General features: G+C 72.8%; 26 protein-coding genes. 14 read left to right on the top strand and 12 right to left on the bottom strand.

The annotated features are described in order from the left end of the window. Positions 1-21 precede the first annotated feature (21 nt). Complete coding sequence (locus QSK39_RS38005) at positions 22-930, top strand: ketopantoate reductase family protein (protein ID WP_285482642.1); 909 nt, start codon at positions 22-24, stop codon at positions 928-930. Here the strand turns inward: QSK39_RS38005 and QSK39_RS38000 are convergent. The 4 genes from QSK39_RS38000 to QSK39_RS37985 form a co-directional block, all read right to left on the bottom strand. Further along, complete coding sequence (locus tag QSK39_RS38000) at positions 891-1,196, bottom strand: antibiotic biosynthesis monooxygenase (protein WP_285482641.1); 306 nt, start codon at positions 1,194-1,196, stop codon at positions 891-893. The genes QSK39_RS38005 and QSK39_RS38000 overlap by 40 nt on opposite strands. Positions 1,197-1,228: 32 nt before the next feature. Next, positions 1,229-2,320, bottom strand: coding sequence for a succinyldiaminopimelate transaminase (gene dapC / locus QSK39_RS37995; protein ID WP_285482640.1), 1,092 nt, complete (start codon positions 2,318-2,320; stop codon positions 1,229-1,231). Then, a complete protein-coding gene (gene fdxA / locus QSK39_RS37990; protein ID WP_086680320.1) occupies positions 2,317-2,637 on the bottom strand; it encodes a ferredoxin in 321 nt (106 codons plus the stop codon). Before fdxA ends, dapC begins: the two co-directional genes overlap by 4 nt. 113 nt (positions 2,638-2,750) lie before the next feature. After that, positions 2,751-2,933, bottom strand: a complete 183-nt coding sequence (locus QSK39_RS37985; RefSeq protein ID WP_155549160.1) for a hypothetical protein — start codon at positions 2,931-2,933, stop codon at positions 2,751-2,753. Between the two features lie 58 nt (positions 2,934-2,991). On the opposite strand from QSK39_RS37985, the gene QSK39_RS37980 reads away from it, so the two are divergent. The 7 genes from QSK39_RS37980 to QSK39_RS37950 are packed head-to-tail and all read left to right on the top strand — an operon-like array spanning position 2,992 to position 7,721. Then, on the top strand, positions 2,992-3,744 hold the full coding sequence (locus QSK39_RS37980; protein WP_285482639.1) for a GNAT family N-acetyltransferase: 753 nt from the start codon (positions 2,992-2,994) through the stop codon (positions 3,742-3,744). Then, on the top strand, positions 3,741-4,730 hold the full coding sequence (cofD, locus tag QSK39_RS37975; protein ID WP_285482638.1) for a 2-phospho-L-lactate transferase: 990 nt from the start codon (positions 3,741-3,743) through the stop codon (positions 4,728-4,730). The genes QSK39_RS37980 and cofD overlap by 4 nt, the downstream gene beginning before the upstream one ends. Further along, complete coding sequence (locus QSK39_RS37970; RefSeq protein WP_502873342.1) at positions 4,666-6,060, top strand: coenzyme F420-0:L-glutamate ligase; 1,395 nt, start codon at positions 4,666-4,668, stop codon at positions 6,058-6,060. Before cofD ends, QSK39_RS37970 begins: the two co-directional genes overlap by 65 nt. Continuing rightward, positions 6,057-6,602 carry an NUDIX hydrolase gene (locus tag QSK39_RS37965; protein ID WP_285482636.1) on the top strand — a complete coding sequence of 182 codons (546 nt, stop codon included), beginning with the start codon at positions 6,057-6,059 and terminating at the stop codon, positions 6,600-6,602. The genes QSK39_RS37970 and QSK39_RS37965 overlap by 4 nt, the downstream gene beginning before the upstream one ends. A gap of 24 nt (positions 6,603-6,626) precedes the next feature. Beyond that, entirely contained in the window at positions 6,627-7,076 is a 450-nt protein-coding gene (locus QSK39_RS37960; RefSeq protein WP_285482635.1) for a hypothetical protein, read from the top strand. Further along, complete coding sequence (locus QSK39_RS37955) at positions 7,073-7,438, top strand: GntR family transcriptional regulator (RefSeq protein WP_284748444.1); 366 nt, start codon at positions 7,073-7,075, stop codon at positions 7,436-7,438. The genes QSK39_RS37960 and QSK39_RS37955 overlap by 4 nt, the downstream gene beginning before the upstream one ends. 7 nt (positions 7,439-7,445) lie before the next feature. Further along, positions 7,446-7,721: a hypothetical protein gene (locus QSK39_RS37950; protein ID WP_285482634.1), complete on the top strand. Its 276-nt coding sequence runs from the start codon at positions 7,446-7,448 to the stop codon at positions 7,719-7,721. Positions 7,722-7,731: 10 nt separating this feature from the next. Here the strand turns inward: QSK39_RS37950 and QSK39_RS37945 are convergent, their stop codons facing one another. Next, positions 7,732-8,628 (bottom strand): DNA-3-methyladenine glycosylase family protein, encoded by an 897-nt coding sequence (locus QSK39_RS37945; RefSeq protein WP_285482633.1) that lies wholly within the window; start codon positions 8,626-8,628, stop codon positions 7,732-7,734. Positions 8,629-8,630: 2 nt separating this feature from the next. Continuing rightward, entirely contained in the window at positions 8,631-9,710 is a 1,080-nt protein-coding gene (gene manB / locus QSK39_RS37940) for a mannose-1-phosphate guanylyltransferase (RefSeq protein ID WP_285482632.1), read from the bottom strand. 141 nt (positions 9,711-9,851) lie between these two features. On the opposite strand from manB, the gene QSK39_RS37935 reads away from it, so the two are divergent. Next, positions 9,852-10,322: a hypothetical protein gene (locus QSK39_RS37935; protein ID WP_285482631.1), complete on the top strand. Its 471-nt coding sequence runs from the start codon at positions 9,852-9,854 to the stop codon at positions 10,320-10,322. On the opposite strand, the gene QSK39_RS37930 is transcribed toward QSK39_RS37935, so the two are convergent. From QSK39_RS37930 to QSK39_RS37920, 3 genes are all read right to left on the bottom strand, one after another. Beyond that, the gene (locus QSK39_RS37930; protein ID WP_285482630.1) at positions 10,319-11,179 is read right to left on the bottom strand and encodes a glycosyltransferase family 2 protein; all 861 of its coding nucleotides are present in this window, start codon (positions 11,177-11,179) and stop codon (positions 10,319-10,321) included. The two genes, QSK39_RS37935 and QSK39_RS37930, sit on opposite strands and share 4 nt — an antisense overlap. A gap of 198 nt (positions 11,180-11,377) precedes the next feature. Next, the gene (locus QSK39_RS37925) at positions 11,378-12,526 is read right to left on the bottom strand and encodes a glycosyltransferase family 4 protein (RefSeq protein ID WP_285482629.1); all 1,149 of its coding nucleotides are present in this window, start codon (positions 12,524-12,526) and stop codon (positions 11,378-11,380) included. Positions 12,527-12,579: 53 nt separating this feature from the next. Beyond that, positions 12,580-13,656 carry a glycosyltransferase family 4 protein gene (locus QSK39_RS37920; RefSeq protein WP_285482628.1) on the bottom strand — a complete coding sequence of 359 codons (1,077 nt, stop codon included), beginning with the start codon at positions 13,654-13,656 and terminating at the stop codon, positions 12,580-12,582. Between the two features lie 9 nt (positions 13,657-13,665). Here QSK39_RS37920 and QSK39_RS37915 point away from each other — a divergent pair, with 9 nt between their 5' ends. The 3 genes from QSK39_RS37915 (at position 13,666) to QSK39_RS37905 (ending at position 18,321) form a co-directional block, all read left to right on the top strand. Beyond that, positions 13,666-14,619, top strand: coding sequence for a glycosyltransferase family 2 protein (locus QSK39_RS37915; protein ID WP_285482627.1), 954 nt, complete (start codon positions 13,666-13,668; stop codon positions 14,617-14,619). A 113-nt stretch (positions 14,620-14,732) separates the two neighbouring features. Then, positions 14,733-17,243, top strand: coding sequence for a glycosyltransferase (locus QSK39_RS37910; protein WP_285482626.1), 2,511 nt, complete (start codon positions 14,733-14,735; stop codon positions 17,241-17,243). Next, on the top strand, positions 17,236-18,321 hold the full coding sequence (locus tag QSK39_RS37905; RefSeq protein ID WP_285482625.1) for a glycosyltransferase family 4 protein: 1,086 nt from the start codon (positions 17,236-17,238) through the stop codon (positions 18,319-18,321). Before QSK39_RS37910 ends, QSK39_RS37905 begins: the two co-directional genes overlap by 8 nt. Here QSK39_RS37905 and rfbD read toward each other — a convergent pair. Both rfbD and rfbB read right to left on the bottom strand, forming a co-directional pair. After that, on the bottom strand, positions 18,307-19,212 hold the full coding sequence (rfbD, locus tag QSK39_RS37900; protein WP_285482624.1) for a dTDP-4-dehydrorhamnose reductase: 906 nt from the start codon (positions 19,210-19,212) through the stop codon (positions 18,307-18,309). The two genes, QSK39_RS37905 and rfbD, sit on opposite strands and share 15 nt — an antisense overlap. A gap of 4 nt (positions 19,213-19,216) precedes the next feature. Beyond that, the gene (gene rfbB, locus QSK39_RS37895; RefSeq protein WP_285482623.1) at positions 19,217-20,206 is read right to left on the bottom strand and encodes a dTDP-glucose 4,6-dehydratase; all 990 of its coding nucleotides are present in this window, start codon (positions 20,204-20,206) and stop codon (positions 19,217-19,219) included. Between the two features lie 140 nt (positions 20,207-20,346). On the opposite strand from rfbB, the gene QSK39_RS37890 reads away from it, so the two are divergent. Both QSK39_RS37890 and QSK39_RS37885 read left to right on the top strand, forming a co-directional pair. Next, positions 20,347-21,867: an LCP family protein gene (locus tag QSK39_RS37890; protein ID WP_285482622.1), complete on the top strand. Its 1,521-nt coding sequence runs from the start codon at positions 20,347-20,349 to the stop codon at positions 21,865-21,867. A 39-nt stretch (positions 21,868-21,906) separates the two neighbouring features. Beyond that, positions 21,907-23,211, top strand: a complete 1,305-nt coding sequence (locus QSK39_RS37885; protein ID WP_285482621.1) for an LCP family protein — start codon at positions 21,907-21,909, stop codon at positions 23,209-23,211. Here QSK39_RS37885 and QSK39_RS37880 read toward each other — a convergent pair. Beyond that, positions 23,204-24,034, bottom strand: coding sequence for an NmrA family NAD(P)-binding protein (locus tag QSK39_RS37880; protein ID WP_285482620.1), 831 nt, complete (start codon positions 24,032-24,034; stop codon positions 23,204-23,206). The two genes, QSK39_RS37885 and QSK39_RS37880, sit on opposite strands and share 8 nt — an antisense overlap. Positions 24,035-24,115: the final 81 nt, after the last annotated feature.

The following is a 24,115-nucleotide window of genomic DNA, read 5'->3' as shown; positions in this document are numbered from 1 at the left end:
GAACGTATGAATGAGGTCGCTATGAAGCTGCTCGTGTACGGCGCCGGAGTCACCGGCAGCCTGTTCGCCGCCCGCATGCACGAGGCCGGGCACGACGTCTCGCTCCTCGCCCGGGGCGAACGCCTGGCCGACCTCCGCCGGCACGGCGTGCGGCGCGCCGTGGAAGACAGCCCGGACGTCGAGCGGATACCGGTGCCGGTGGTCGAGCACCCGGCCGGCGGGTACGACCTGATCACCGTCTTCACCCGCGCCCACCAGGTGGACGAGGTGCTGAAGTCCCTCGCCGACGTCGACGGCGACGTGCTGTTCCTGCTCAACTGGGCGGCCGGCGCGGAACCGCTGGGCGCGGTGATCGGCCACGAGCGGGTGCTGCTCGGTTTTCCCACGGACGGCGGCACGATGGACGGCGACGTCGTCCGCTACCGCGCCGCCGGCCCCCTGACCCGCCTGGTCGCGACGTCGATCGGCGAACCCGACGGCCGGAGCACACCGCGGGTGGACCGGATCGTGCGGACGTTCCGCGGCGCCGGGATCAACGCCAAGGCCGAGCCGCGGATGGACGCGTGGCTCAAGACGCACGCGGCGTTCGAGGTGCCGCTCGGACAGGCGGTGGAGGCGGCCGGCGGTCCGGTGGCGCTGGCCGGCGACCCGGCCGCGGTCCGCGCCATGCTCCACCTCATGCGGCGGAACCTGGCCGCCCTGCCGATGCCGCTGGTCCCGCGCGGGTTCGTCGCGTTGCGGACGCTGCCGGCAGGACTGCTCGTGGCCGTGTTGCGGCGCTTCCTGCGGAGCAGGACGGCCGTGCAAAGCGGGCTCAGCAGCACCTCGCCCGCGGCGGCGGCCGAGCTCGAGCGGCTGGCCGAACAGCTCCGTGCCTTGATCGCCGGGCCTCAGGCCGGATCCGGCCAGGCGTCGACGACTTCGACGTGACGCAGCCCCGAAGACGCGCTGATGTGCCGGAACCAGGCGGCGCACTCGGGCACGGTGTCGATCAGCCGGGCCGCTTCCTCGGCTTCGGCGCGGCTGCGCCACAGGACGACGTCGAGCCAGCCGCCGTCGTCCTCGCGGGTCAGGTACGCGGCGAGGCAGCCGGGGAACCGCCGGCGCATCGCCTCGACCATCGCCGGGCGCTCGGCCACCAGCCGGTCCACCGCGGCGTCTTCGACCCGGAAGCGGGCCAGCTCGATCGTCGTCACGACCGGCAACCTAGCCGGGAGCACCGACAGTTTTAAGCGGTCAGGCGCTCCACGGCGGCGTCGACGCGCTCGTCCGTCGCGGTCAGGGCGACGCGGACGTGCTTGCCGCCGGTCGGCCCGTAGAACGTTCCCGGCGCCACCAAGATCCCGCGGTCGGCCAGCCACTCGACCGTCGCCGAAGAGGGCTCGTCCCTGGTCGCCCACAGGTACAGCCCGGCCTCGGAGTGGTCGATCCGGAAACCGTTGTCCTGCAACGCCTTCCGCAGCGCCAGCCGGCGCCGGGCGTACCGCTCGCGCTGGGCGGCGAGGGCCTCGTCGTCGGTCAGGGCGGCGACCATCGCCTCCTGGACCGGGCGCGGCACGATCATGCCCGCGTGCTTGCGGATCTCCAGCAGCTGCGCGATCAGCTTCGGGTCGCCGGTCAGGAACCCGGCGCGGTAGCTGGCCAGGTTCGCCGACTTGGACAGCGAGTGCACCGCGATCAGGCCCTCGGTGCTGCCGCCGCAGACGTCCGGGTGCAGCACCGACAACGGCGAGGTCTCCCAGCCGAGCGCCAGGTAGCACTCGTCGGAGACCACGATGACGTCACGCTCGCGGGCCCACTCGACGACCTTGCGCAGGTGCTCGACCGGGAGCACCTTGCCGGTCGGGTTGGACGGCGAGTTCAGCCAGATCATCGCCGGCTTCTGCGGGCCGAGCGCGGTCAGGCCGTCGGAGCGCAGGATCGACGCACCCGCCAGCAGCGCCCCGACCTCGTACGTCGGGTAGGCCAGCTCGGGGATGACGACGAGGTCGCCTTCACCGAAGCCGAGCAGCCGCGGCAGCCAGGCCACGGCCTCCTTCGACCCGATGGTCGGGAGCACCGCGTCCGGCTCGAGGCCGGTGATGCCGTGCCGGCGCCCGAGAGCGGCGATGGCCGCCGCGCGCAGGGCCGGGATGCCGTGCGTCGTCGGGTAGCCCGGAATCTCCGACACGGACGCGAGCGCGTCGCGGATGCCGGCCGGGACCGGGTCGACCGGCGTGCCGATGGAGAGGTCGACCACCCCGCCGGGGTGCGCGCTCGCCGTGGCCTTGACCGCGGCGAGCGAATCCCAGGGGAAGTCGGGCAGCGCGACGCGGCTCATTCGCCCTGAGGGGGCAGCGCCTTGATGAAGCCCGGGTCGTGCGCGGTCTTGCCCACCTTGGAGGCGCCGCCGGGCGAGCCCAGCTCGTCGAAGAAGTCGACGTTGGCCTTGGTGTAGTCCGACCAGTTGTCGGGGACGTCGTCCTCGTAGTAGATCGCCTCGACCGGGCAGACCGGCTCGCAGGCGCCGCAGTCGACGCACTCGTCGGGGTGGATGTACAGCATCCGCTCGCCCTCGTAGATGCAGTCCACGGGGCACTCGTCGATACACGCCTTGTCGAGCACGTCGACGCAGGGCTCGGCGATCACGTAGGTCACTGCGCACTCCTGCTTTTCTCTGCAAACAGCCAGTCGTGGCCGACACTACGCGGTTCGGCCACCCGTTCGGTTGGTGAGGCAAGCCTTAGCCATACCCCGGGTATGGCGGGTGCTCACCTCTCCCGGCGGCGCGGGGGCGGGGTGGCCCGGGCGTCGCCGGTGATGACGAAGCGCGGCTTGGGTGCCTCGCCCGCGTCGCTTTCGGTCTTCTTCTCCCCCACGGCGCGGTTGAACCCCTCGGAGATCTCGTCGACGAGCTTCTCGTTGTGCCGCTCGTCCTTGCGCTGGATGCCCACGGCCCACCTCCTCGGAAATCCGCTCCGCGCCTTTCACGGCCTTGGGGACAATCTAGCCGTGAACGCACCCGAGTCGCTCGAAATCGCCTGCAGCAGAGCATGGCCGCCGCTGGTCGAAGAACCCTTGGGGACCTGGCGGCTGCGCTGGGCGGACGGGTTCACCGGCCGCGCGAACAGCGCACTCGCCGTCGGCGACCCCGGCCGGCCCGTCCCCGAGGCGCTGCGCGTGGTGTGTGACTTCGCCCACGATCGGGGGATCCCGCCGATGGTGCAGGTGATCCGCGACAGCCCGAACGAGCACGCGATCGTCGCCGAAGGCTGGTTCCAGGCGACGCGGCACCACCGCGGTCACGAGGTCGTCGTGCTCACCGCCCCGCTCAGCGGCACCTCCGCGCCCGACGGCGTCGAGGTGCACGACGAGCCGACGCCCGCCTGGTGGGAGCTCACGCTCGGCCCCGACGAGGACACCGCGGCCGCCCGGAGCGTCCTGACCGGCGGGAAGGTCGGCTACGGCGTCGCGACGCTCGACGGCACCACCGCCGGCGTCGTGCGCGGGGCCCTGGTCGACGGCTGGCTGCACGTCGGCCGGCTCGAGGTCAGCCCGGCTTTCCGGCGCCGCGGGCTCGCGTCCGCGCTGATGGGCGCCCTGCACGCGTGGGGTGCGGAACACGGAGCGGACCGGGCGGTGTTGCAGGTGGCGGAGGGGAACTCGGGCGCGCTCGCGCTCTACGCGGGGCTCGGCTACGCCCCGCACCACAGATACCGGTACTGGGTGCCCGCACCCGGCTCGTGCGAGGATTCGACGTCGTGAAGATCGTGGTAGTGGTCGGCGGAGTGGGCGGGGCCCGCTTCCTGCTGGGTGTCAAGGCAGCGCTGGGCATGGCACCGGAAGGTGCTTCGGAGTCCGGGCACGAGGTGACGGCGCTGGTCAACACCGGCGACGACGTCTGGATGCACGGGCTGCGGATCTGTCCCGACCTGGACACCTGCATGTACACCCTGGGCGGCGGGATCGACAAGGACCGCGGCTGGGGGCACTCGGGCGAGACCTGGGTCGTCAAGGAGGAGCTGGCGGCCTACGGCGCCGAGCCGAGCTGGTTCGGCCTCGGCGACAAGGACATCGCCACCCACCTGATCCGGTCGCGGATGCTGCGCGCGGGCTACCCGCTCTCGGCGGTGACCGAGGCCCTGTGCGACCGCTGGCAGCCCGGCGTCCGGCTGCTGCCGATGTCGGACGACCGCGTCGAGACGCACGTCGTCATCGACGACCCGGAGCAGGACGGCCAGCAGAAGGCCGTCCACTTCCAGGAGTGGTGGGTGCGCTACCGCGCCGAGCCGAAGGCGCACTCGATCGTCGCCGTCGGCGCCGACGAGGCCAAGCCCGCGCCGGGCGTGCTGGAGGCGATCAAGGACGCGGACGCCGTGCTGTTCGCGCCGTCCAACCCGGTCGTGTCGGTCGGCACCGTGCTGGGCGTGCCGGGGGTCCGGGACGCGCTGCGCAAGACGTCCGCGGGTGTCGTCGGGGTGTCGCCGATCATCGGCGGCAAGGCGCTGCGCGGGATGGCCGACGCGTGCCTGACCGCGATCGGCGTCGAGACGTCGGCGGAGGCGGTGGGCCGGCACTACGGCTCGCGCAAGGCCGACGGCGTCCTCGACGGCTGGTTGATCGCGGAAGGCGAGACGGCGGACGTGCCGGGCGTGACCGTCCGCGACGTCCCGCTGCTGATGTCCGATGTGGACGCCACCGCGGCGATGGCCCGCGCGGCGCTCGAACTGGCTGGAGCCCCCGTTGAATGACCACGCTTCCGCCAAGTTGGAGATCCTTCCCGTCAGCGGGCTGCCGGAGTTCCGCCCCGGCGACGACCTGACCGGCGCGATCGTCAAGGCCGCGCCGTGGCTGCGTTCGGGTGACGTCCTCGTCGTGACCAGCAAGATCGTCTCGAAGGCCGAGGGCAGGCTCGTCAAGGTTCCGGCCGACCCCGAAGTCCGCGACGCCGAGCGCCGGAAGCTCGTCGAGCGCGAGGCCATCCGGGTGGTCGCGCGGATCGCGCGTACGGTAATCACCCAGAACCACCTGGGGATCGTGCAGGCGGCGTCGGGCATCGACGCGTCGAACGTCGAGGGCGACGAGGTCGCGCTGCTGCCGGCCGACCCGGACGCGTCGGCCCTGGCCTTGCGCAACGGGCTGCGAGAGCGGCTCGGCGTCGAGGTCGCGGTGGTCGTCACGGACACGATGGGCCGCGCGTGGCGGGTCGGGCAGACCGACGCCGCGATCGGCTCGTCCGGGCTGCGCGTGCTGCACGCCTACCGCGGCGAGGTCGACGGGCAGGGCAACGAGCTGGCCGTCACCGAGGTCGCCGTCGCCGACGAGCTCGCCGCGGCCGCCGACCTGGTCAAGGGCAAGCTCGGCGGCACGCCGGTCGCGGTCGTGCGCGGCCTGGACATCTTCGACGACGGCTCGACGGCGCGGAACCTGGTCCGCCCGCTCGAAGAGGACCTCTTCCGGCTGGGCACGAACGAAGCCATCGAGCAGGGGCGGCGGGCGGCGGTGCCGGCCCGGCGGTCGGTGCGGCAGTTCGCGGACGAGCCGGTGGACCCCGCCGCGATGCGCCGCGCGGTGGCGTCCGCGCTGACCGCGCCCGCGCCGCACCACACGCACCCGGTGCGGTTCGTGTGGCTGCGCGACGGCGGGAAGCGCAAGCAGCTGCTCGACGCGATGCGCGAATCGTGGCAGGCCGACCTGAACGGCGACGAATTCACGCCGGAGCAGGTCGCGAAGCGGCTCAGCCGCGGCGACATCCTTTACCGGGCACCGGAAATCGTCATCCCGTTCCTCGTGCCGGACGGCGCGCACACCTACCGCGACGACCGCCGCAACGACTGCGAGAAGACGATGTTCACCGTCGCCGGCGGCGCCGCGGTGCAGGGCCTGCTGGTCGCGCTGGCGGCCGAAGGGCTCGGTTCGTGCTGGATCGGGTCGACGATCTTCGCCGCGGACATCGTCCGGGACGTCCTCGGCCTCGGCGAGCGCTGGCAGCCGCTCGGCTCGGTCGCGATCGGCGTCCCCGCGTCGGACCCGGGCCCGCGCGGGCCGATCACCCCCGGGGAAGGACTGCTGGAACTGTGAGCCTGCACGAAGACGCCGTCACGACGCTGGATTCGTGGCGGCCCGCCCTCGCGTCCCAGGAGTCGCTGCGGCAGGCGTTCCTCGGGTTCCTCGCCGCCCGTGAGGATTCCTGCCGCCGCTCGTGCGAAGCCGGGCACCTCACGGCGTCGGCGGTGGTCCTGGACCACACCGGCACGCGGGTGCTGCTCACGCTGCACCCGCGGGTCGGCCGCTGGCTGCAGCTCGGCGGGCACTGCGAACCTTCCGACGCCTCGCTGGCCGGGGCCGCCCTGCGGGAGGCCACCGAGGAGTCCGGCATGGCCGGGCTGCGGATCTCCGCCGAGCCGGTGCACCTGGACGTCCACCCGATCACGTGCTCCCTCGGCGTGCCGACGCGGCACTTCGACGTCCGGTACGCGGTGCACGCCCCGGCGGGCGCGGAGCCGGTGCGCAGCGACGAGTCCGACGACCTGCGGTGGTGGCCGGCCGACGCGCTCCCGGCGGGGTCGGAAGATCTCGCCGATCTGGTGAAAGCGGCCGTTCCTGTCGGTGCCGGGCACTAGCCTGGGGCCCGGAGGGAGGACCACATGGCTACGCAGTTCCTCGAGCGGGTGCACTACCACTCAGGCAGCGGTGGGGACAGCGGGGTGTTCGGCTACATCGTCGTCGGCCTGCTGATCCTGGCGATCATCGTGTTCGTGATCGTGGTGGCGGTACGGGTGTCGAAGATGCGCCGCGAAGAGGCGATGAAGAACGGCGGGCAGTTCCCGCCCGCGGCGAACTTCCCGCCGCAGCAAGGGTTCGCGCCGCCGCCGGGTGGGTTCCCGCCGGGATCCGCGGGGTTCCCCGCGCCGCAGCAGCCGTATCCGCCGCAGCAGGGTTTCGCGCCGCAGCAGCAGGGGTTCCCGCCGTCGCAGCCGGTTCCGCAGCAACCGGGGTATCCGCCCTCGCAGCCGATGCCCCAGCAGCAGTACGCGCCGCAGGGGCCGTACGGGCAGCGGCCGCCGGGCCCGGGCGCGGGTCCGCAGAGCTGGTGATCATCCCCTTCGACAGCGGTTCGCCGGTCCCGCCGTTCGAGCAGGTCCGGTCCGGGCTCGCGACGCGCATCAACGACCGTTCGCTGGCGGTCGGCACGAAGCTGCCCACGGTCCGGCAGCTCGCGGCCGACCTGGGGATCGCCCCGAACACGGTGGCCCGCGCGTACCGCGAGCTGGAGGAAGCCGGGCTGATCGAAACGCGCGGCCGGGCGGGCAGCTTCGTCGCGGCGTCGGGCGACCAGAGCCGCCGTCGCGCCCAGCAGGCCGCGGCCGAATACGCTGCGCTCACCCGCAAACTGGGCCTGGCCGACGCGGAAGCGCTCGCGATCGCCCGCGCCGCACTCGACGAAGGGAAGAGCTGATCACCGCATGAGCGTGCTGATGCTCCTGATCATCCTGGTGCCGGTCGCGCTGGTCGCGACGGTGGTGGTCGTCCTGATCACCGTGAACAACAAGCCGAAGCCGCCGCCGTACCCCCCGCAGGGGTACCCGGGTTACCCGCCGCCGCCTTATCCGCCCCAGCAGGGCTACCCGGGTCAGCAGCCGCCGGGATACCCGCCGCACCAGGGATATCCGGGCCAGCAGCCGTACCCGCCGCAGCAGGGCTACCCGGGTCAGCAGCCGCCCTACCCGCCGCAGCAGTAGCCGAGGGTCGTCACATCGCGCGGTAGTCGCGCAGCTCGATGCGCGGACCGAAGCGGGGCCGCCGGTGCCCGGCCGCCTCCAGGTACCGCACCGCCCGCTGCCGCTGCGGGGCGTATGGCGCCAGGACCTCCGCCATGCCCGCGTCGTCGAGTTTCAGGCCCAGCACGGCGTTCCCGACCATCGACGGGATGTTGTAGTCGCCGAAGCTGACCGCGTCCGGGTCGCCCCACGCGCGCTGGGCGACCTCCGCCGCCGTCCAGACCCCGATGCCCGGGACGTGGCGCAGCAGGTGCCGTCCCTCGAGACCGCGCAGCTCCACCGCCCGCTCCAGGTGACCGGCGACGCGCGCCGCGTTGAGCAACGCCGTGCGGCGCTTGATGTCGACGCCCGCGCGGTGCCAGTGCCAGTCCGGCAGCGACCGCAGCGCCACCGGCGTCGGCGGCACGCGCAGCCGCTCCGGCCCCGGTCCGGGCGCCACCGCGCCGAAGCGGCGGCACAGCTCGGCCCACGACCGGATCGCCTCCTTGCCGGTCACCTTCTGCTCCAGCACCGCGAGCACCAGCCAGTCCCAGACCACGCCGGTCGCGCCGAGCCGCAGCCCGGGGTTCTCCCGCCGGGCGCGCGCGACGACGTCGTGGTGCGCGACGAACTCGGAGTCGTCGTCGTCCGCCCCCAGCAGCGCCGGAACGCCGGTGAGCAGCCGGTCCGCGCCGTCGCCCCAGGCCGCCGCCTCGATCCGGCCGTCGGCCAGCTTGCGCAGCGCCAGGGTGCCCGGGCCGTCCGGGGTGTTCGACGCGAGCCACGTGATCCCGCGCTCGTCGGTGAGGATGTTGAGCGACCCGCGCCCGCGCTTCAGCGGACCCAGGACGCTGCCCAGGTCGACCTCGAACGCGGGACGCCAGTACATCGCTAGGCGTCGCTCGAGAAGCGGACGGAACCGTCCGGCAGCACGACGTCCGGCCAGATCCGCGCGCCGTCGAGCAGCTCGCAGCCGGCGCCGACGGACGCGCCGTCGCCCAGCACGACCCCACGCAGCACGGCACCGGCGCCGACGCGCGCGCCGTGCCCGAGAACCGAGCGCTCGACGATCGCGCCCTCGGACACCGCGGCGCCGTCGAACAGCACCGAGCCGTCGACCTTCGCGCCGGAGCCGACCACGGCCGCGACGCCGATGGTCGAACCACCGGACAGCTGAGCGTCTTCGGCCACGGAAGCGCCGTCGAGCACCAGGAAGTCACCGGACCGGCCGGGCAGTGCCGACGTCGGCGCCACGCCCCGCACCAGGTCGGCCGACCCGCGCACGAACGCCTCCGGCGTGCCGACGTCCAGCCAGTAGGACGCGTCGACGAAGCCCTGGATGTGCGCGCCCTGCTCCAGCAGCTGCGGGAACGTCTCGCGCTCGACCGACACCCGGCGGCCGGTCGGGATCGACTCGATCACCGCACGGCGGAAGACGTAGCAGCCGGCGTTGATCTGGTCGGTCGGCGGGTTCGGCGTCTTTTCGAGGAACGCCTGGACGCGGCCGGTCTCGTCGGTCGGCACCGAGCCGAACCGGCTCGGGTCGGGCACGCGCTGCAGGTGCAGCGTGACGTCGGCCTCGGACTCGCGGTGCACGCGCAGCTGCTCGCCGAGGTCCGAGCCGGAGATGATGTCGCCGTTGAAGACGATCACGTGGTCGGCGCGCAGCTTGTCGTAGACGTTGCGGATGGCGCCGGCCGTGTCGAGCGGCTCCTCCTCGACGACGTACTCGAGGTCCAGACCGATCGACTTGCCGTCGCCGAAGTACTCCTCGAACACCTCCGCCCGGTAGCTCGTGCCCAGCACGACGTGCCGGATCCCGGCCTCGCGGATGCGCGAGAACAGGTGGCTGAGGTAGGGCGTCCCGGCTGTCGGGAGCATCGGCTTCGGTGCCGAAAGGGTCAGTGGCCGCAGGCGCGTGCCCTTGCCCCCGACCAGCACGACGGCGTCGATCTCGACCTCGGACGTCACGGAAATCTCCTCTTGTATCACGCACCGCTGAGCGACAAGCCGCGGGAAACCCTGACGGAGGTCGCCCGGAGGGCCTACCCTAGACAGGAAACAGGCGGGCCTTTCCCCAGAGGGCCCCGGGTCAGTCGGGAGGCCGAGGGGATGGACCCCCGCGATCGGGCGGACGCCCTGCTCGCACGAGCCCAGGCGCGCGGTGTGTTCGTGGTGACGCCGGACAGCGCCATCTCGCCGATGGACGCCTCGAACACGCAGCAGATACCGCGGGCGCAGATCGACGGCCTCGACAGAAGCCAGGACCCGGACACGACCACACAGCTCCCGGCGTCGCTGATCGAGGAGAACGACCACCCGCTCGCGGGCGCGTCGCCCACCCGGCGGCTGGAGGCTTCCGGTGGCTCGCGCCGCCCGCAGTCGACCACCCCGCTGAGCACGCCGCCGTCGCCGACGACACCGATGAAGACCCCGGTGACGACGCCGCTGGCCCGCCGGCCCCAGGCCGAGCCGATCACGAGCCCGCTGAAGGAGCCGGACCCGGAGGACACCGGCCTGGTGCCGACGGTGACGCAGAACAACGGCAGGTCCGACCTTTCGCGCCGGCTCGACGGGATCTAGCGGGTCTCGAGCTTCAGCCGGAGCTTGAGACCGAGCTTGGCCGCGGCGAGGACCGGCTTCCAGGCGAGGCCCTGGTGGCGGTCGGCGAGGTAGCGGTAAGCGCTGTCGTGGTGGGCCTTGAGCATCTTCTCCGACGCCTGCGACGTCGAGTGCCCGCCCTCGTGGGTGACGCTCGCGGACGGCGCGTAGACGTTCAGCCAGCCGGCCTTCGCCAGCCGGTCACCGAGGTCGACGTCCTCGAAGTACATGAAGTAGCGCGTGTCGAAGCCGCCGACGGAGTCGAACGCCTCCCGGCGGATCAGCTGGCACGAGCCGGACAGCCAGCCCGACGTGCGCTCGACCGGCGTGCCGGTCTCCTGGCGGTACTGCTTCGTCCAGGGGTTGCCCGGCCAGACCTTCGCGAAGGCGGCGTGCCCGATGCCGCGTCCGAACGACGGCAGCAGCCGCGCCGAGGGGTAGACGGTGCCGTCGGGATCGTGGATGAGCGGCCCGAAGGCACCCCCGCGCGGCCACCGGCTCGCGACGTCGAGGAGCGTGTCGAGCGAGCCGGGCTCCCATTCGAGGTCCGGGTTGACGACGACGACCCAGCCGTAGCGGTCGTCCAGCTCGGCGGCCCCGCGGTTGGCGGCGGTCCCGTAGCCGACGTTCTCCCCGATGCTGAGCAGCTGCACGTTCTTCCGGCCGGCGGTGGCCCGTTCGAGGGCACCCTCGACGGAAGCGTTGTCCGCGACGACCACCTTGACCTCGCGCTCGGTGGCCTTCTCGAGGGTGTCGAGGAAGCGCCCGATGGTGTCCTCGGAGAAGTAGGTCACGGTCACGACGCCGACTTCGTCGCCATAGCGGGAGTGCTCAGTCACCCGGCCATTGTCCACCGGTCACCCACCGCAACCCCGCCACCCCGCGCCGGGTGACGGAAGGGTCGACACGCGTGATCAGGAAGCCGACACGCGTGATTGGGGAGTCGACACACCGCAGGCAGCCGGGTCCCGCCGTGTCGACCTTTCAATCACGCGAGTCGACCCTTCAATCACGCGAGTTGACCCTTGGATCACGGCTCAGCGGGTGCGGAGGTGGCGGGACCAGGCCTTTGCGTAGGCCTCGCGGTGCCGCTCCGCAGTCGTCGCCCAGGAAAACTCCTTTGCGCGCTGCTGGGCTGCCGTTGCCAGCTCGGACCGGCGCCCCGGGTCCGCCAGCAGCTCCGACAGACCCGCCGCCACGTCACCCGCGCCGACGCCGCAGTACGCCACCGCGTCACCACCCACCTCGGGCAGCGACAGCCGGCGCGTCGTCAGCACGCAGGCCCCGCACGCCATCGCTTCCAGCACCGGCAGGCCGAAACCCTCGCCCAGCGACGGGTACGCCACCAGTTCCGCGCCGCCCAAGAAGCCGGCCAGGGTACTGAAGGGCAGATATCCTGCCCGGATCACGCGCAGCCGGTGCGGGACCGCGTCCAGCGCCCGCTCCACCTGGGTGTCCCACCCGGGCTGCCCGGCCAGCACCAACGCCGGCGCGTCCCGCTGCTCCGCCACCGCCCGGGCGAACCCGCGGATCAGCGCCGGCACGTTCTTGCGCGGCTCCAGCGCACCCAGGAAAGCCACATAAGGCGTCCGGCCCAGGCCGACCGCCGATCGGGCGGCCGCCACCTCCGATGGTGACGGTGGGTGAAAACGCTCGGTGTCGACGCCGTGGTGAATGACTTCCAGTGAAGCGTGCCGCACCGGGCCGACGCGGGTCAGCTCCGCCGCCGTCGCCGCCGACGGGACCACGCACAGCGTCGCGCGCCGGAGGGCCGTCGCCGTCCACGCGCGGAAGAAGCGGGCCTTCACCGACGAATGCAGCACAGCGTCGGTGAAGAACGTCGCGTCGTGCAGCGTGACGACCGACGCCGCCGACGTGGCCAGCGGCATCGTGTAGTGCGGCGAGTGGACGACGTCCGCGCCGAGGCGGCGCACCAGCCGGGGCAGCGTCGCCTGTTCCCAGGTCAGCCGCGCGGTGCGGGTGGTCGTCGACGGCGAAGCGGGGACGACGCGCGAGCGCGGCGCCAGCCGATCGTAAAGCTGCAGGTCCCGGGGCTGGCAGACGACGGTGATCCGCGCCCCGTCCGCGTCGAGCGCGGCGACGAGCGAATCCACGTACCGCCCGACCCCGCCGCGGTCCGCGGGAACCGCGGTCGCGTCGATCAGGACCCGGGGATCATCGCTCACCCCTGCAGGGTACGGCGGCGACCCTGCGTCATGGTGGGGAACTGGCAAACCGGTCAGCCCGGCGGCCGCCGGTGGATCGCCCAGACGGCTTCCGCCGCGCGACGCCAGGTGAACGCCTTCGCTCGCTCCCGACCCGAACGAGTGAGCTCGGCCGCCACGGAGGGTGAGTTCAGCACCTCCCGCAACGCGGCCGCCAACGCCGCCGAGTCGCCGCGCGGCACCGTGATCCCCGCGCCGCCGGCCACCTCGGCCAGGGCCGGAGCATCCGTGTGCACCACCGGGATCCCCGCCGCCATCGCCTCCAGCAGGCCCAGCCCGAACCCCTCGGCGAGGCTCGGCACGGCCAGTACGCTCGCGTGCCGCAACGCCGTCGCGAGCTCGGCGTCCGACACCTTCCCCAGCATCCGCAGCCGGTCCGCCGGCAGCCCGCGCTCGGCCGCCAGCGCGACCGGGTCGACGCCGCCCCAGCCCGGCTGCCCGGCGAGCACCAGCACCACGTCGTCGAGCGCCGCGACCGCGTCGACCAGCACGTCGATCCCCTTGCGCGGCTCGATCGTGCCCACCGCCAGGACGTATTCCGCAGGCAGGTCCAGCTCGGCCGACCCCGAAGGCACCCGCACCCCGTGCGGCACGACGCGCACCGGGACGTCGACGTCGATCAGCACCGCCAGCTCGTCGGCGACCGCCCGCGTCGGCACGACCAGCCCGGACGCGCGCCGCGCCGCCCGCGCGATCATCGACCGGTGCCAGCTGACCCCGCGCGCGGTGAGCGTCTCGGGGTGGGTCCACGGCACGGTGTCGTGCACGGTCACGCTCAGCGTCCGCCCGGCCGGCGCGCGCGGCGGCGCGAACGGCGTCGGCGCGTGCACCGCGTCGCCGCCCGGCCACCAGGGGATCCCCAGCTGCCAGACGCCGATCAGCGCCCGCGGCGGGATCCGCAGCACCCGCGGGCCTTCGACGCCCTCGAGCCGCGCCGCGGCCACGTCGGCGTGCCGCGCGACCACGCTGGACACCGTCCACCCCGGCGGTGCGGTGTTCGCGAGCGCGGGCAGCAGCTCGGCCGTGTAGCGCCCGGTGCCTCCGGGCACGGGCGCGAGGAGCTGCTCGGCGAGCACGACCAGTTCGGGCACGCGGCTATTGTGCGGGACGTGACCGCGAATCCCGCCACCACGGTGGTCGTCGTGACCTGGCGGGGTGCCGGGCACGTGACCGCCTGCCTCGACGCGCTCGCCGCGCAGACGCGTCCACATCGGACGCTCGTGGTGGACAACGCCTCCGACGACGGCACCGCCGCCCTGCTCGCGGCCCATCCTTCGCGTCCGCAAGTAGTTCGCCTCCCCCGCAATGCCGGTTACGCGGGCGCGCTCGCCGTCGCGGTGAAGCGCGTCGGCACCCCGCTGATGGCCTGGCTGAACGACGACGCCGAACCCGAGCCGGACTGGCTCGCGACCCTGGAAGACACGCTCGACAAGGCGCCGCTGGCCGCCGCGGCGACCGCGCGGCTCGTGCGTCCCGACGGCACCACGCAGTCCGCCGGCGTGCGGCTGACCGCCGACGGCCACGGCGCCGACCTCACCGAACCCGCCGGCGAGGTGTTCGCCTTCTGCGGCGGCGCGGCCCTGCTGCGCACCGACGCGCTCGAGAGCGTGCACGGCGTCCCGGCCGGGTTCTTCTGCTACTACGAGGACACCGACACGGCGTGGCGGCTGCGGCTGGCAGGCTGGGACGTCGTCGCGGCGCCCGACGCCCGCGTCCGGCACGCCCACGGCGTCAGCAGCGAGCTGGGTTCACCGCTGTTCCACCGCTGGAACGAGCGCAACCGGCTGCTCATGCTGCTGCGCTGCGCGCCCCGCGGGGTCGCGGTGAACCAGCTGCTCAGGTTCGCCGTGTTGACAGCGGTGCTGCCGCTGCGACCCGGGCGGCCCCCGGCGCCGAACTTCCGGTTCGGCCTGCGCTGCCGGGTCTTGGCCGAGGTGGTGGCCCGCCTGCCCGCGACACTGGCGGCCCGCCGCGGGATCGGCCGTCGAGCGGCTCTCGGACGAGGCGCGGTCTGGGAGGCTTGGGCCGGCAATTGCCAAGCCGGCCAAAAGTAGGCCGACCTCCGAGCAGCAGGTGACCGGAGCCGCGAAATCATCGGCCGTGGCTGCGGTCGGATTGGCAATCGTCGGCACAGTAAGCTGGCGCTCATTCCGACGAAGGAGCAGCTTTGGCGCAGGGGGAACCGCAACCGCTCGTCTCGGTGATCGTGGTGAACTACCACGGCTCCGACGACACGATCACCTGCCTGCGCGCGCTCGCCGAGCACGACTACCCCGAGCTCGAGCTGATCTGCGTCGACAACTCCGCCGGCGAAGACGAAGCCGCGCGCATCCGCGAAGCCGTCCCCCGGGCCCGCGTGATCGACGCCGGCCGCAACACCGGGTTCGCCGGCGGCTGCAACCTCGGTGCGAAGCACGCGAAGGGCACCGTCCTCGGCTTCCTCAACAACGACGCCCGCCCGGCGCCCGGCTGGGTCTCCGCCGCGGTCGCCGAGCTGCGCGCCCAGCCGCGCGTCGCCGCCGTGGCCAGCAAGGTCCTCGACTGGGACGGCACCGGCACCGACTTCGTCGACGGCGGCCTGACCTGGTTCGGCATGGGCTACAAGCGGCACGCGGGCTCGCCCCTGGCCGACGTCCCGGCCGCCGAGCACGAGGTCGCGAAGGACGTCCTGTTCGGCACCGGCTCCGCGATGTTCGTCCGCACGGCCGTGTTCGCCGAGCTGGACGGCTTCGACGAGCGGTTCTTCATGTTCTACGAGGACGTCGACCTCGGCTGGCGCCTCAACCTGCGCGGCTGGCGCGTCCGGTACGTCCCGGAATCGCTGACCTACCACCGCCACCACGGCACGATGGCCGCCGTCGACGCGCCGGAAACCGGCCGCGAGACCTTCCTCCTGGAGCGCAACGCCTTGGCTGCGCTCTACAAGAACCTCTCCGACGAAACCCTGGCCAGGGCGCTCCCGGCGGCTCTCGCGCTCGCCGTCCGGCGCGCCACCGCCCGCGGTGAGCTGGACGCGACCCAGCTCGACCTCGAAAAGGGCGTCGGGCCGATCGAGTCCGGCGACGTCGCGATCCCGCGCACCACGCTCGCCGGGATCCTCGCCATCGACCAGTTCGTCGAGCAGCTGCCGTCGCTGGCCGAGTCGCGCGCGATCGAGCAGGCCGCCCGCGTCCGCACCGACGCCGACCTGCTTCCCTTGCTGCGCAAGGCGTTGGAGCCCGCGTACCCGCTGCCGCGCTACCTCGCCGCGCACGACATCCTCGTCGAGGCGTTCGGCATCGAAAAGGCTTTCGGGCAGCGCCGCAAGATCCTCGTGATCACCGGCGACGCCCTCACCGAGCGGATGGCGGGCCCGGCGATCCGCGCCTGGAACATCGCGCTGGCGCTGGCCGCCGAGCACGACGTCCACCTGATCACCACCAACCCCCTCGCGACACCGCCGCCCGCGCCGTTCCGCGTCAGCGCCGGCAAGCACCGCGAGCTCGAGGCGCCGATCGCCTGGGCCGACGTCGTCGTCCTGCAGGGGCACGTGCTCGAACTCGCGCCGTCGCTGAAGAAGGAGCACGGCGGCAAGATCGTCGTCGCCGACCTCTACGACCCGATGCACCTCGAACTGCTGGAGCAGGGCAAGGGCGTCGCCGACGACAAGCGCGCGGCCGACCTCGCCGGCGTCACCCGGGTCCTGGACGCCCAGATCGAGCGCGGCGACTTCTTCCTCTGCGCGTCCGAGCGGCAGCGGCACCTGTGGCTCGGCCACCTGGCCGCGCTGGGCCGGCTTTCCCCGCGGCTCTACGACGCCGACCCGACAACGCAGTCGCTGCTCGCGGTCGTCCCCTTCGGACTGTCGACGCAGGCGCCCGTCCGCACCGGCCCGGGGCTGCGGTCGACGCTCGGCCTCGGCGGCACCGACCACGTCGTGCTCTGGGCGGGCGGGGTGTACAGCTGGTTCGACCCGCTGACCCTGGTGCGCGCGATCGACACGCTGCGCCGCCGCCGCGGCGACGTCCGGCTGGTGTTCCTCGGCATGAAGCACCCGAACCCCGAGGTCGCCGAGATGGACATCGGCACGCGCACGATGCGGCTGGCGGATTCGCTGGGGCTGACGGGCAAGCACGTCTACTTCAACGAGCAGTGGGTGCCCTACCACGAGCGCCAGAACTGGCTGCTCGACGCGAACTGCGGCGTCACGACCCACTACGAGCACGTCGAGACGACGTTCGCGTTCCGCACCCGGGTGCTCGACTACCTGTGGGCCGGCTTGCCGATCGTGACGACCGACGGCGACTCGTTCGCGGACCTGGTGCGGGCGGAACGGCTGGGCGTCGTCGTCCCGGCCGAGGACGCCGACGCGCTGGCCGCGGCGCTCGAAAAGTGTTTGTACGACGAGGAGTTCGCCGCGGGCTGCGTCGAGCGGATCGCCGTCGTCGCGCAGCGGTACACCTGGCCGGAGGCGCTGAAGCCGCTGGTGGAGTTCTGCCGCGATCCGCGCCCGGCCGCCGACCGGCTGCCCGGGTCCGCGGACCTGGTGACGACGCCGGCGGTGCGCGGCCGCGCGATGGTCCGCCGCGACGTCGACCTGGTCCGCGAGTACCTCGCCGCGGGCGGGGCGGGCGAGCTGGCGCGGCGCGTCGGCGGCCGGGTGCTCAAGGTCGCGAAGCAACGGCTCCGCCGTGGCTAGGTCGCTGCGCGTCCTCCTCGACGGCACTCCGCTGCTCGGCTCGCGCACCGGGATCGGCCGGTACACGTCCGCGCTGATCGAAGAGCTGGTGTCGATCCCCGAGGTGGACACGCGGGCGGTGGCGTTCACGCTGCGCGGCTGGCGGCGGCTGCGGCACGTGCTCCCGTACGGCGCGCAGGCCCGCGGGATGCCGGTGGCGGCGCGGCTGCTGCGGATGGCGTGGGAGCGGTCGGACTTCCCGCCGGTGGAGCTGTTCGCCGGGCCGACGGACGTCGTGCACGGCACGAACTTCGTGCTGCCGGGCCGGGTCCGCGCGGCGGGCGTGGTGACGATCCACGACCTGGCCTTTTTCGACAACCCCGCGGAGCTGGCCCCGAGCGACCGCGGCCTGCCGGAGCTGGTCCGCCGCGGCGCCCGCCGCGCGAACGTGATCTGCACCCCGACGGCGGCGGTGGCCGACTCGGTGGCGGAGCGCCTGGACGTCTCCCGCGACAAGATCGTGGTGACGCCGCTGGGCGTCAACCCGGCGTGGTTCACGGCGCGCCCACCGGACGACGAGCGTCGCGCGCGGCTGGGGCTGCCGGACCGGTACCTGCTGTTCGCGGGAGCGGCCGGCCCGCGCAAGGGCCTGGACTGGCTGACCCGCACCCACGACGCGGCACCGGACCTGCCGGACCTGGTGTTCGCCGGCCCGGGCCCGTTCCCCCGCGGTGCCCGGACTTCACAGACCGGCTACCTGTCCGATGTGGACCTGCGCACGGTGGTGGCGGGCGCGTCGGCGCTGGTGCTCCCCTCGCGTGACGAGGGGTTCGGGCTGCCGGTGCTGGAGGCGATGGCCTCGGACGTCCCGGTGGTGTGCACGGACATCCCGGCGTTGCGCGAAGTGGCGGGCGACTGCGCGAGCCTGGTCCCGTACGGCGACGTGGACGGCCTGGCGGAGGCGCTCCGCACGGCGGTGACGGACCCGCACGCGGTGGCGACCTCGGCCGCCCGCCGCACGCACGCGGCGGGCTTCACGTGGCGAACGTGCGCCGAGCTGACGGTCGGCGCGTACCGGCTCGCCTCAGGCCGGCACTGAGCCGGCTTTGAAGTAGGCGTCCAGCGCCTCTTCCCACGGCCGCATCGGGGTCAGCCAGGCTTCCTTCCACGACGCCGGCGACAGCACCGAGTAAGCCGGCCGCGTCGCTTCCTGCGGGTACTCCGCCGACGTGCACGGCCGGACCCGCGAAGGATCCGCGCCCAGACGCTTGAAGATCGCCTGCGCGAACCCGCACCAGCTCACCGATCCCGCGTTCGTGCAGTGCAGGATCCGCCGCTCCGGCCCGTCGCCGGCCGCCACCCGCGAAGCCAGCTCCAGCAGCCCCGAAGCCAGATCGGCCGTCCACGTAGGACCACCGATCTGATCGTCCACAACGGACAACTCCGGACGCGAAGACTCCAGCCGCACCATGGTCTTCACGAAGTTCGACCCGCTGTGCCCGTACAGCCACCCGGTCCGCACCACCCACGACGACGCCCCCGACCCGAGCACCGCGTCCTCCCCGGCCGCCTTCGTCCGGCCGTACGCCGAACGCGGCCCCAGCTCGTCCGAAGGCTCGTAAGGCGCGGAAGCATCGCCGGAAAAGACGTAGTCCGTCGACACGTGGATCAGCGGCACCCGCCGGGACGCGCACGCCGCCGCCAGGACCCGGGGGCCGTCGGCGTTGATCGCGAACGCGCGGTCCTCGTCCTTCTCCGCCGCGTCGACCGCCGTGTACGCCGCCGCGTTGATCACGACCGGGGCCGAACCGTTCTCGCGGGCGCGGTCGGCCAGCGCGCCGACCGCCGCCAGCACCTGGCCCGTCGCCGTCACGTCCAGCTCGGCCGACCCCGGCGCGATCACGTCGACGTCGGGAGACGCCAGCGCGGCCAGGTCGCGGCCGAGCTGTCCGGAACCGCCGGGCACGAGCACCGTCAGCCGCACGAGCACATCCTCACTTCTTGAGCGCGGCCCGCTCCGCCAGGGGCTCCCACCACGCGCGATTGTCCGTGTACCAGGCCACCGTCGCGGCCAGACCGTCCTCGAAGGACACGCGCGGAGCGTACCCCAGCTCCGCACCGATCTTCGTGATGTCCACCGAGTACCGGCGGTCGTGGCCCTTGCGGTCCTCGACCGGCTCGACGCTGTCCCAGCCCGCGCCCACGGCGGACAGGAGCTGCTCCGTCAGCGACCGGTTCGTCAGCTCGGTGCCGCCGCCGATGTTGTAGATCTCGCCCGGCCGCCCGCCGTCGGCGACGAGCTGGATGCCGTGGCAGTGGTCGTCCACGTGCAGCCAGTCACGGACGTTGAGGCCGTCGCCGTAGAGCGGCACCTTCCGCCCGTCGAGGAGGTTGGTGACGAACAGCGGGATGACCTTCTCCGGGAACTGGTACGGACCGTAGTTGTTGGAGCACCGCGTGACGCACACCGGCAGCCCGTGGGTCCGGAAGAAGGACCGCGCCACCAGATCGGAGGACGCCTTGGACGCCGAATAGGGCGAGTTCGGCTCCAGCACGTGGTCTTCGGTCCAGGAGCCGGTCTCGATCGAGCCGTACACCTCGTCGGTGGACACGTGGACGAACTTCGAGACCCCCGCTTCCAGGGCCGCCTGCAGCAGGTTCTGCGTGCCGAGCACGTTCGTCAGGACGAAGTCGGCCGAGCCGAGGATCGAGCGGTCCACATGCGACTCGGCGGCGAAGTGCACGACCAGGTCGATCCCGCGCATGACGTCGGCGACCTTCCGCGCGTCGCAGATGTCGCCGCGGACGAACCGAAGCCGCGGGTCGGCGGCGACCGGGGCCAGGTTGGCCTCGTTGCCGGCGTAGGTGAGCTTGTCCAGCACCACCACTTCGGCGTCACGCAGCGCCGGGTAGGCGCCACTCAGCGTCTGCCGGACGTAGTGCGACCCGATGAAGCCGGCACCACCGGTGACCAGGACCCGCATCTTCCCGCCTTTCCCTCGGCCCCCGTCCGGGGCAATCGGCCCCCAGCCTACGGAGGTCCAACAACACCCTCAGTAGAGTCATGGTCGGAGGCACAGGGGTGCCCTGGGGGAAGCACGGGGTTTCACAGGGGAGGAAGCGCGTGACCGAATGGCCTGCGCCGCCCATCCCGGCGCGCCGGAGCTACGGCATCGCGGTCTTCGCACGCCGTGGCGCCAAGGTCGTCGTGTCGTTGCTGTCCGTCGCGATCCTGGCCCTGACCTGGTACGGCTGGCACTTCATCGGTGACCCGAACACCGGCCTGACCACCACGAACGTCTTCGCCGACACCGAAGCGCACGCGAAGCCGCTCGACGGCGCCATCGACATCCTCCTGGTCGGCCAGGACAGCCGCACCGACGCGCAGGGCAACCCGCTGCCCCGCGAAGTGCTGGACATGCTGCACGCCGGCGTCTCCGACGGCGAGCTGAACACCGACACGATGATCCTCGTGCACATCCCCCAGAACGGGAAGCACGCGATCGCGATCTCGTTCCCCCGCGACTCCTGGGTGGAGCTGGCCGGCGGCTACGGCAAGCACAAGCTCAACAGCGCCTTTGTCTACGCGTACACGGACACTTACAAAACGTTGCAGCGCCAGGGCATGACCGACCTCAAGCAGGCCGACGCGCAGGCGAAGGTCGCCGGGCGGAAGAACCTGATCGCCACGATCGAGAAGTTCATCGGCAAGCCCGGCATGATCGACCGCTACGCCGAGGTCAACCTGGCGAGCTTCTACGAGATCACCAAGTCGATCGGCGGCGTCGAGGTCTGCCTCAACGGGCCGGTCAAGGAAACCAAGTCCGGCGTGGACCTGCCGGGCGGGCGCCAGACGATCGAGGGCGTGCAGGCGCTCGCGTTCGTCCGGCAGCGGTACGGGCTGCCCAACTACGACCTCGACCGGATCGCGCGCCAGCAGGCGTTCCTGTCCGGGCTGGCCCGCAAGGTGATCTCGACCGACGTGCTGACCAGCCCGGGCAAGATCGCCGACCTCGTGTCCGCGGTGAAGAAGTCCGTGGTCGTGTCGCAGGGCTGGGACCTGACCGAGTTCGCCGAGCAGATGCGCGGCCTGACCGGCGGCAACATCGAGTTCCACACCATCCCCACCCTGGGCAACGCGGTGATCGGCGGTGCCGACGTGCTGCGCGTCGACCAGGCCGCCGTCCAGGCCGAGGTCACACGGCTGACGTCGGACGGCGACGCCCCGGCGACCCCTGCGCCGGCCCAGCTGCCGGGCGCGAAGGCCGTCACGGTCGAGCTGTTCGACGGCTCCGGCGCGGCGGCGCTGGCCGGCCAGACGCACACGATGCTGGCGAGCAAGGGCTTCACGGTCGCCGCCGACCAGAAGCTGAGCACCCGCAACACCACCGTCGTCCGGTACAACCCGGCCGACAGCGCCGCGCTCGACCTGGTCAAGCAGGCGCTGGGCACCAGCGTCCAGGCCGAGCCGGACCGGGACGTCACCGCCGGGCACGTGCGCGTGCTGCTGGGCAAGGACTTCCGCAGCTCGGCCGCCGGCTCCGGGGGCGCGCCGAGCTCGACCCCGAAGGCGCCGTCGACCCCGGTGTCGTCCACCCCCGCCGCGCCGCCGATCACCGCGGGCGACGTTCCCTGCGTCAACTAGACTGAGTACGCAGGGTGGTCGGGGGAGGTAGAGCAGGGGATGGAAGACGAGCAGGAACAGCCGGAACCGGCCACCGAGCCGGTGACGGAGCGCGACGATCCCGAGTGGAAGCCGTCGCCGTTCCCGCGGGAGATCGCACCCGCTCCGGTGGCCGCGAGGCCGTCGCGGGCGCGGCGGGCCGGGCGGGTCACCCGCCGGGTCGCGGTCGGGCTCGTCTCGGTGCTCGCGCTCGGCGCCAGCGGCTACGCGTACGTCACGAAGGACCAGCTGCAGAGCACCGTCCCGACGACCGACGCGCTCACCCCGCGGGCCGGTGAGCCCGCGCCGCCGCCCGCGGACGACGGCGCGGACGACATCCTGCTCGTCGGCAGCGACGCGCGCACGGACGCGCAGGGCAACCAGCTTCCGCTGCGGGTGCTGAAGGAGCTGCGGACCGAAGCCAACAGCGGCGCGGTCAACACCGACACGGTGATCCTGCTGCGGGTGCCGAAGGACGGTTCGAAGCCGTCGGCGGTGTCGGTGCCGCGGGACACGTGGACCGACATCCCGGGCCGCGGCAAGGCGAAGATCAACTCGGCGTACGGCATCGCGAAGGCGCACTTCGCGCAGGAGCTGCGCGGCCAAGGCGAGCGCGACCAGGCGAAGATCGAGCGCGACTCCGACACCGAGGGCCGCCGGGTGCTGGTGCAGGCGGTGCAGGACCTCACGCAGGTCCGGATCGACCACTACGCCGAGATCAACCTGCTGGGCTTCTACCTGCTCACCGAGGCGCTCGGCGGCGTGAAGGTGTGCTTGAACCACGCGACCGAGGACAAGGACTCGGGCGCGAACTTCCGCCGCGGCGAGCAGACGGTGTCCGGCGGCGAAGCGCTGTCGTTCGTCCGGCAGCGCAAGAACCTGCCGCGCGGCGACCTCGACCGGATCGTGCGGCAGCAGGCGTTCCTCTCGTCGGCACTGCGCCAGGTGCTGTCGGCGGGCACGCTGACCAGCCCGGGCACGCTGAACAACCTGATGGACGCGGTGCACCGGTCGCTGACCCTGGACCCGGGGCTCGACCTGCTGCAGTTCGCGCAGCAGGCGAAGGGCATCGCTTCCGGCGACCTGACCTTCGCGACGATCCCGGTGATCACGGCGAACGGCCGGAGCCCGGACGGTCAGAGCATCGTGGAGATCGACCCGAAGGCGGTCCGCGAGTTCGTGGCGGGCCTGGCCGGGCGCTCCGCCGCTCAGGTCCCGGCCGGGTCACCGGGCGGAGCGCCCGCGGGTGGCGGCTCGGGCAGCGGTGCCGCCCCCGTCACGGCACCGCTGCGCCAAGCCTCCGGCGGAGTCCCCTGCGTCAACTGAAGTCGGCGCGGTGGTCCTCCGCCCACTGTCGGAACGTGCGTGGCGCGTTCCCGGTCACCTCACGCACCACGTCCGTGACCACCGACGGCTCCCGCGTCGTCCGCTCCATCGCGCGCAAGACCTCCGGCGGGACCTCGGGCGGCCAGCCCAGCGCGGTCATCCGCTCGGCGGCCTGCTCCGGCGTCAGCTCCTCGACGCGCAGCGGCCGGCCGAGGACGTCGGCGAGCACCTCGGCCTGCTCGCGGAAGCTGATCGGCGACGGCCCGCTCAGCTGCAGCGCCCGCCCCGCGTGCGAACCGGACGCCAGGATCTTCGCCGCGACGTCACCGATGTCCCGCTCGTGGATCGCGCCGACGCGCGAGTCCGGGTACGGCGTGCGGACGACACCCTCCGCGACGTCCGCGCGCCAGCCGAGGGCGTTCGTCGAGAACGAGCCCGGGTTGAGCAGGGTCTCCGCGAACGGCGCCGCGATCAGGGCCTCCTCCACAGCTCGGTGCAGCTTCGCGATGCGGCTCTGCGCGGACCGCGGCTCGAGCGTCGCCCCGGACGACAGCAGCACGACGTGCCGCACGCCGGCCGCTTCGGCCGCCTTCACGAAACCCTCGATCCCCGACGGCCGCGTGTACAGGAACACCGCCTCGACGCTGTTGAGCGCGGCGTCCAGTGTGGACGGATCTTCCAGGTCGGCGGCGACCTTCGCGGTCGGGACGTCGAGCGTGGCGACGTCGCGGCTCGCCGCGCGGACGTCCTGACCTGCGGCGACGAGCGCGTCGAGGACCGCGCGGCCGACGTGCCCACGAGCCCCGGTGACGAGAACGGACATGGCTGTCCCCCAGCTTCCGAGATGCATTTGCTTGCAAAGCAAACGTACTGAGCCGGAAGTGGCGGTGTCAACCGGCGAGCC

Origin of the sequence: Amycolatopsis sp. NBRC 101858, assembly GCF_030269325.1 — a bacterium.
Taxonomy (GTDB): Bacteria; Actinomycetota; Actinomycetes; order Mycobacteriales; family Pseudonocardiaceae; genus Amycolatopsis; species Amycolatopsis ponsaeliensis.
Note: the sequence above shows the minus strand (reverse complement) of the source record. Positions and strands in the feature narration are given on the sequence as shown.

Coding starts and splice junctions, on each gene's coding strand:
- rfbB (WP_285482623.1), bottom strand. CDS start 20,206: ATGCGGGTCCTGGTCACCGGTGGTGCCGGCTTCATCGGGTCGCACTAC.
- QSK39_RS37970 (WP_502873342.1), top strand. CDS start 4,666: ATGTGGACGCCACCGCGGCGATGGCCCGCGCGGCGCTCGAACTGGCTG.
- QSK39_RS38005 (WP_285482642.1), top strand. CDS start 22: ATGAAGCTGCTCGTGTACGGCGCCGGAGTCACCGGCAGCCTGTTCGCC.
- QSK39_RS37960 (WP_285482635.1), top strand. CDS start 6,627: ATGGCTACGCAGTTCCTCGAGCGGGTGCACTACCACTCAGGCAGCGGT.
- QSK39_RS37880 (WP_285482620.1), bottom strand. CDS start 24,034: ATGTCCGTTCTCGTCACCGGGGCTCGTGGGCACGTCGGCCGCGCGGTC.
- QSK39_RS37945 (WP_285482633.1), bottom strand. CDS start 8,628: ATGTACTGGCGTCCCGCGTTCGAGGTCGACCTGGGCAGCGTCCTGGGT.
- dapC (WP_285482640.1), bottom strand. CDS start 2,320: ATGAGCCGCGTCGCGCTGCCCGACTTCCCCTGGGATTCGCTCGCCGCG.
- QSK39_RS37885 (WP_285482621.1), top strand. CDS start 21,907: ATGGAAGACGAGCAGGAACAGCCGGAACCGGCCACCGAGCCGGTGACG.
- QSK39_RS37935 (WP_285482631.1), top strand. CDS start 9,852: ATGGACCCCCGCGATCGGGCGGACGCCCTGCTCGCACGAGCCCAGGCG.
- QSK39_RS37950 (WP_285482634.1), top strand. CDS start 7,446: ATGAGCGTGCTGATGCTCCTGATCATCCTGGTGCCGGTCGCGCTGGTC.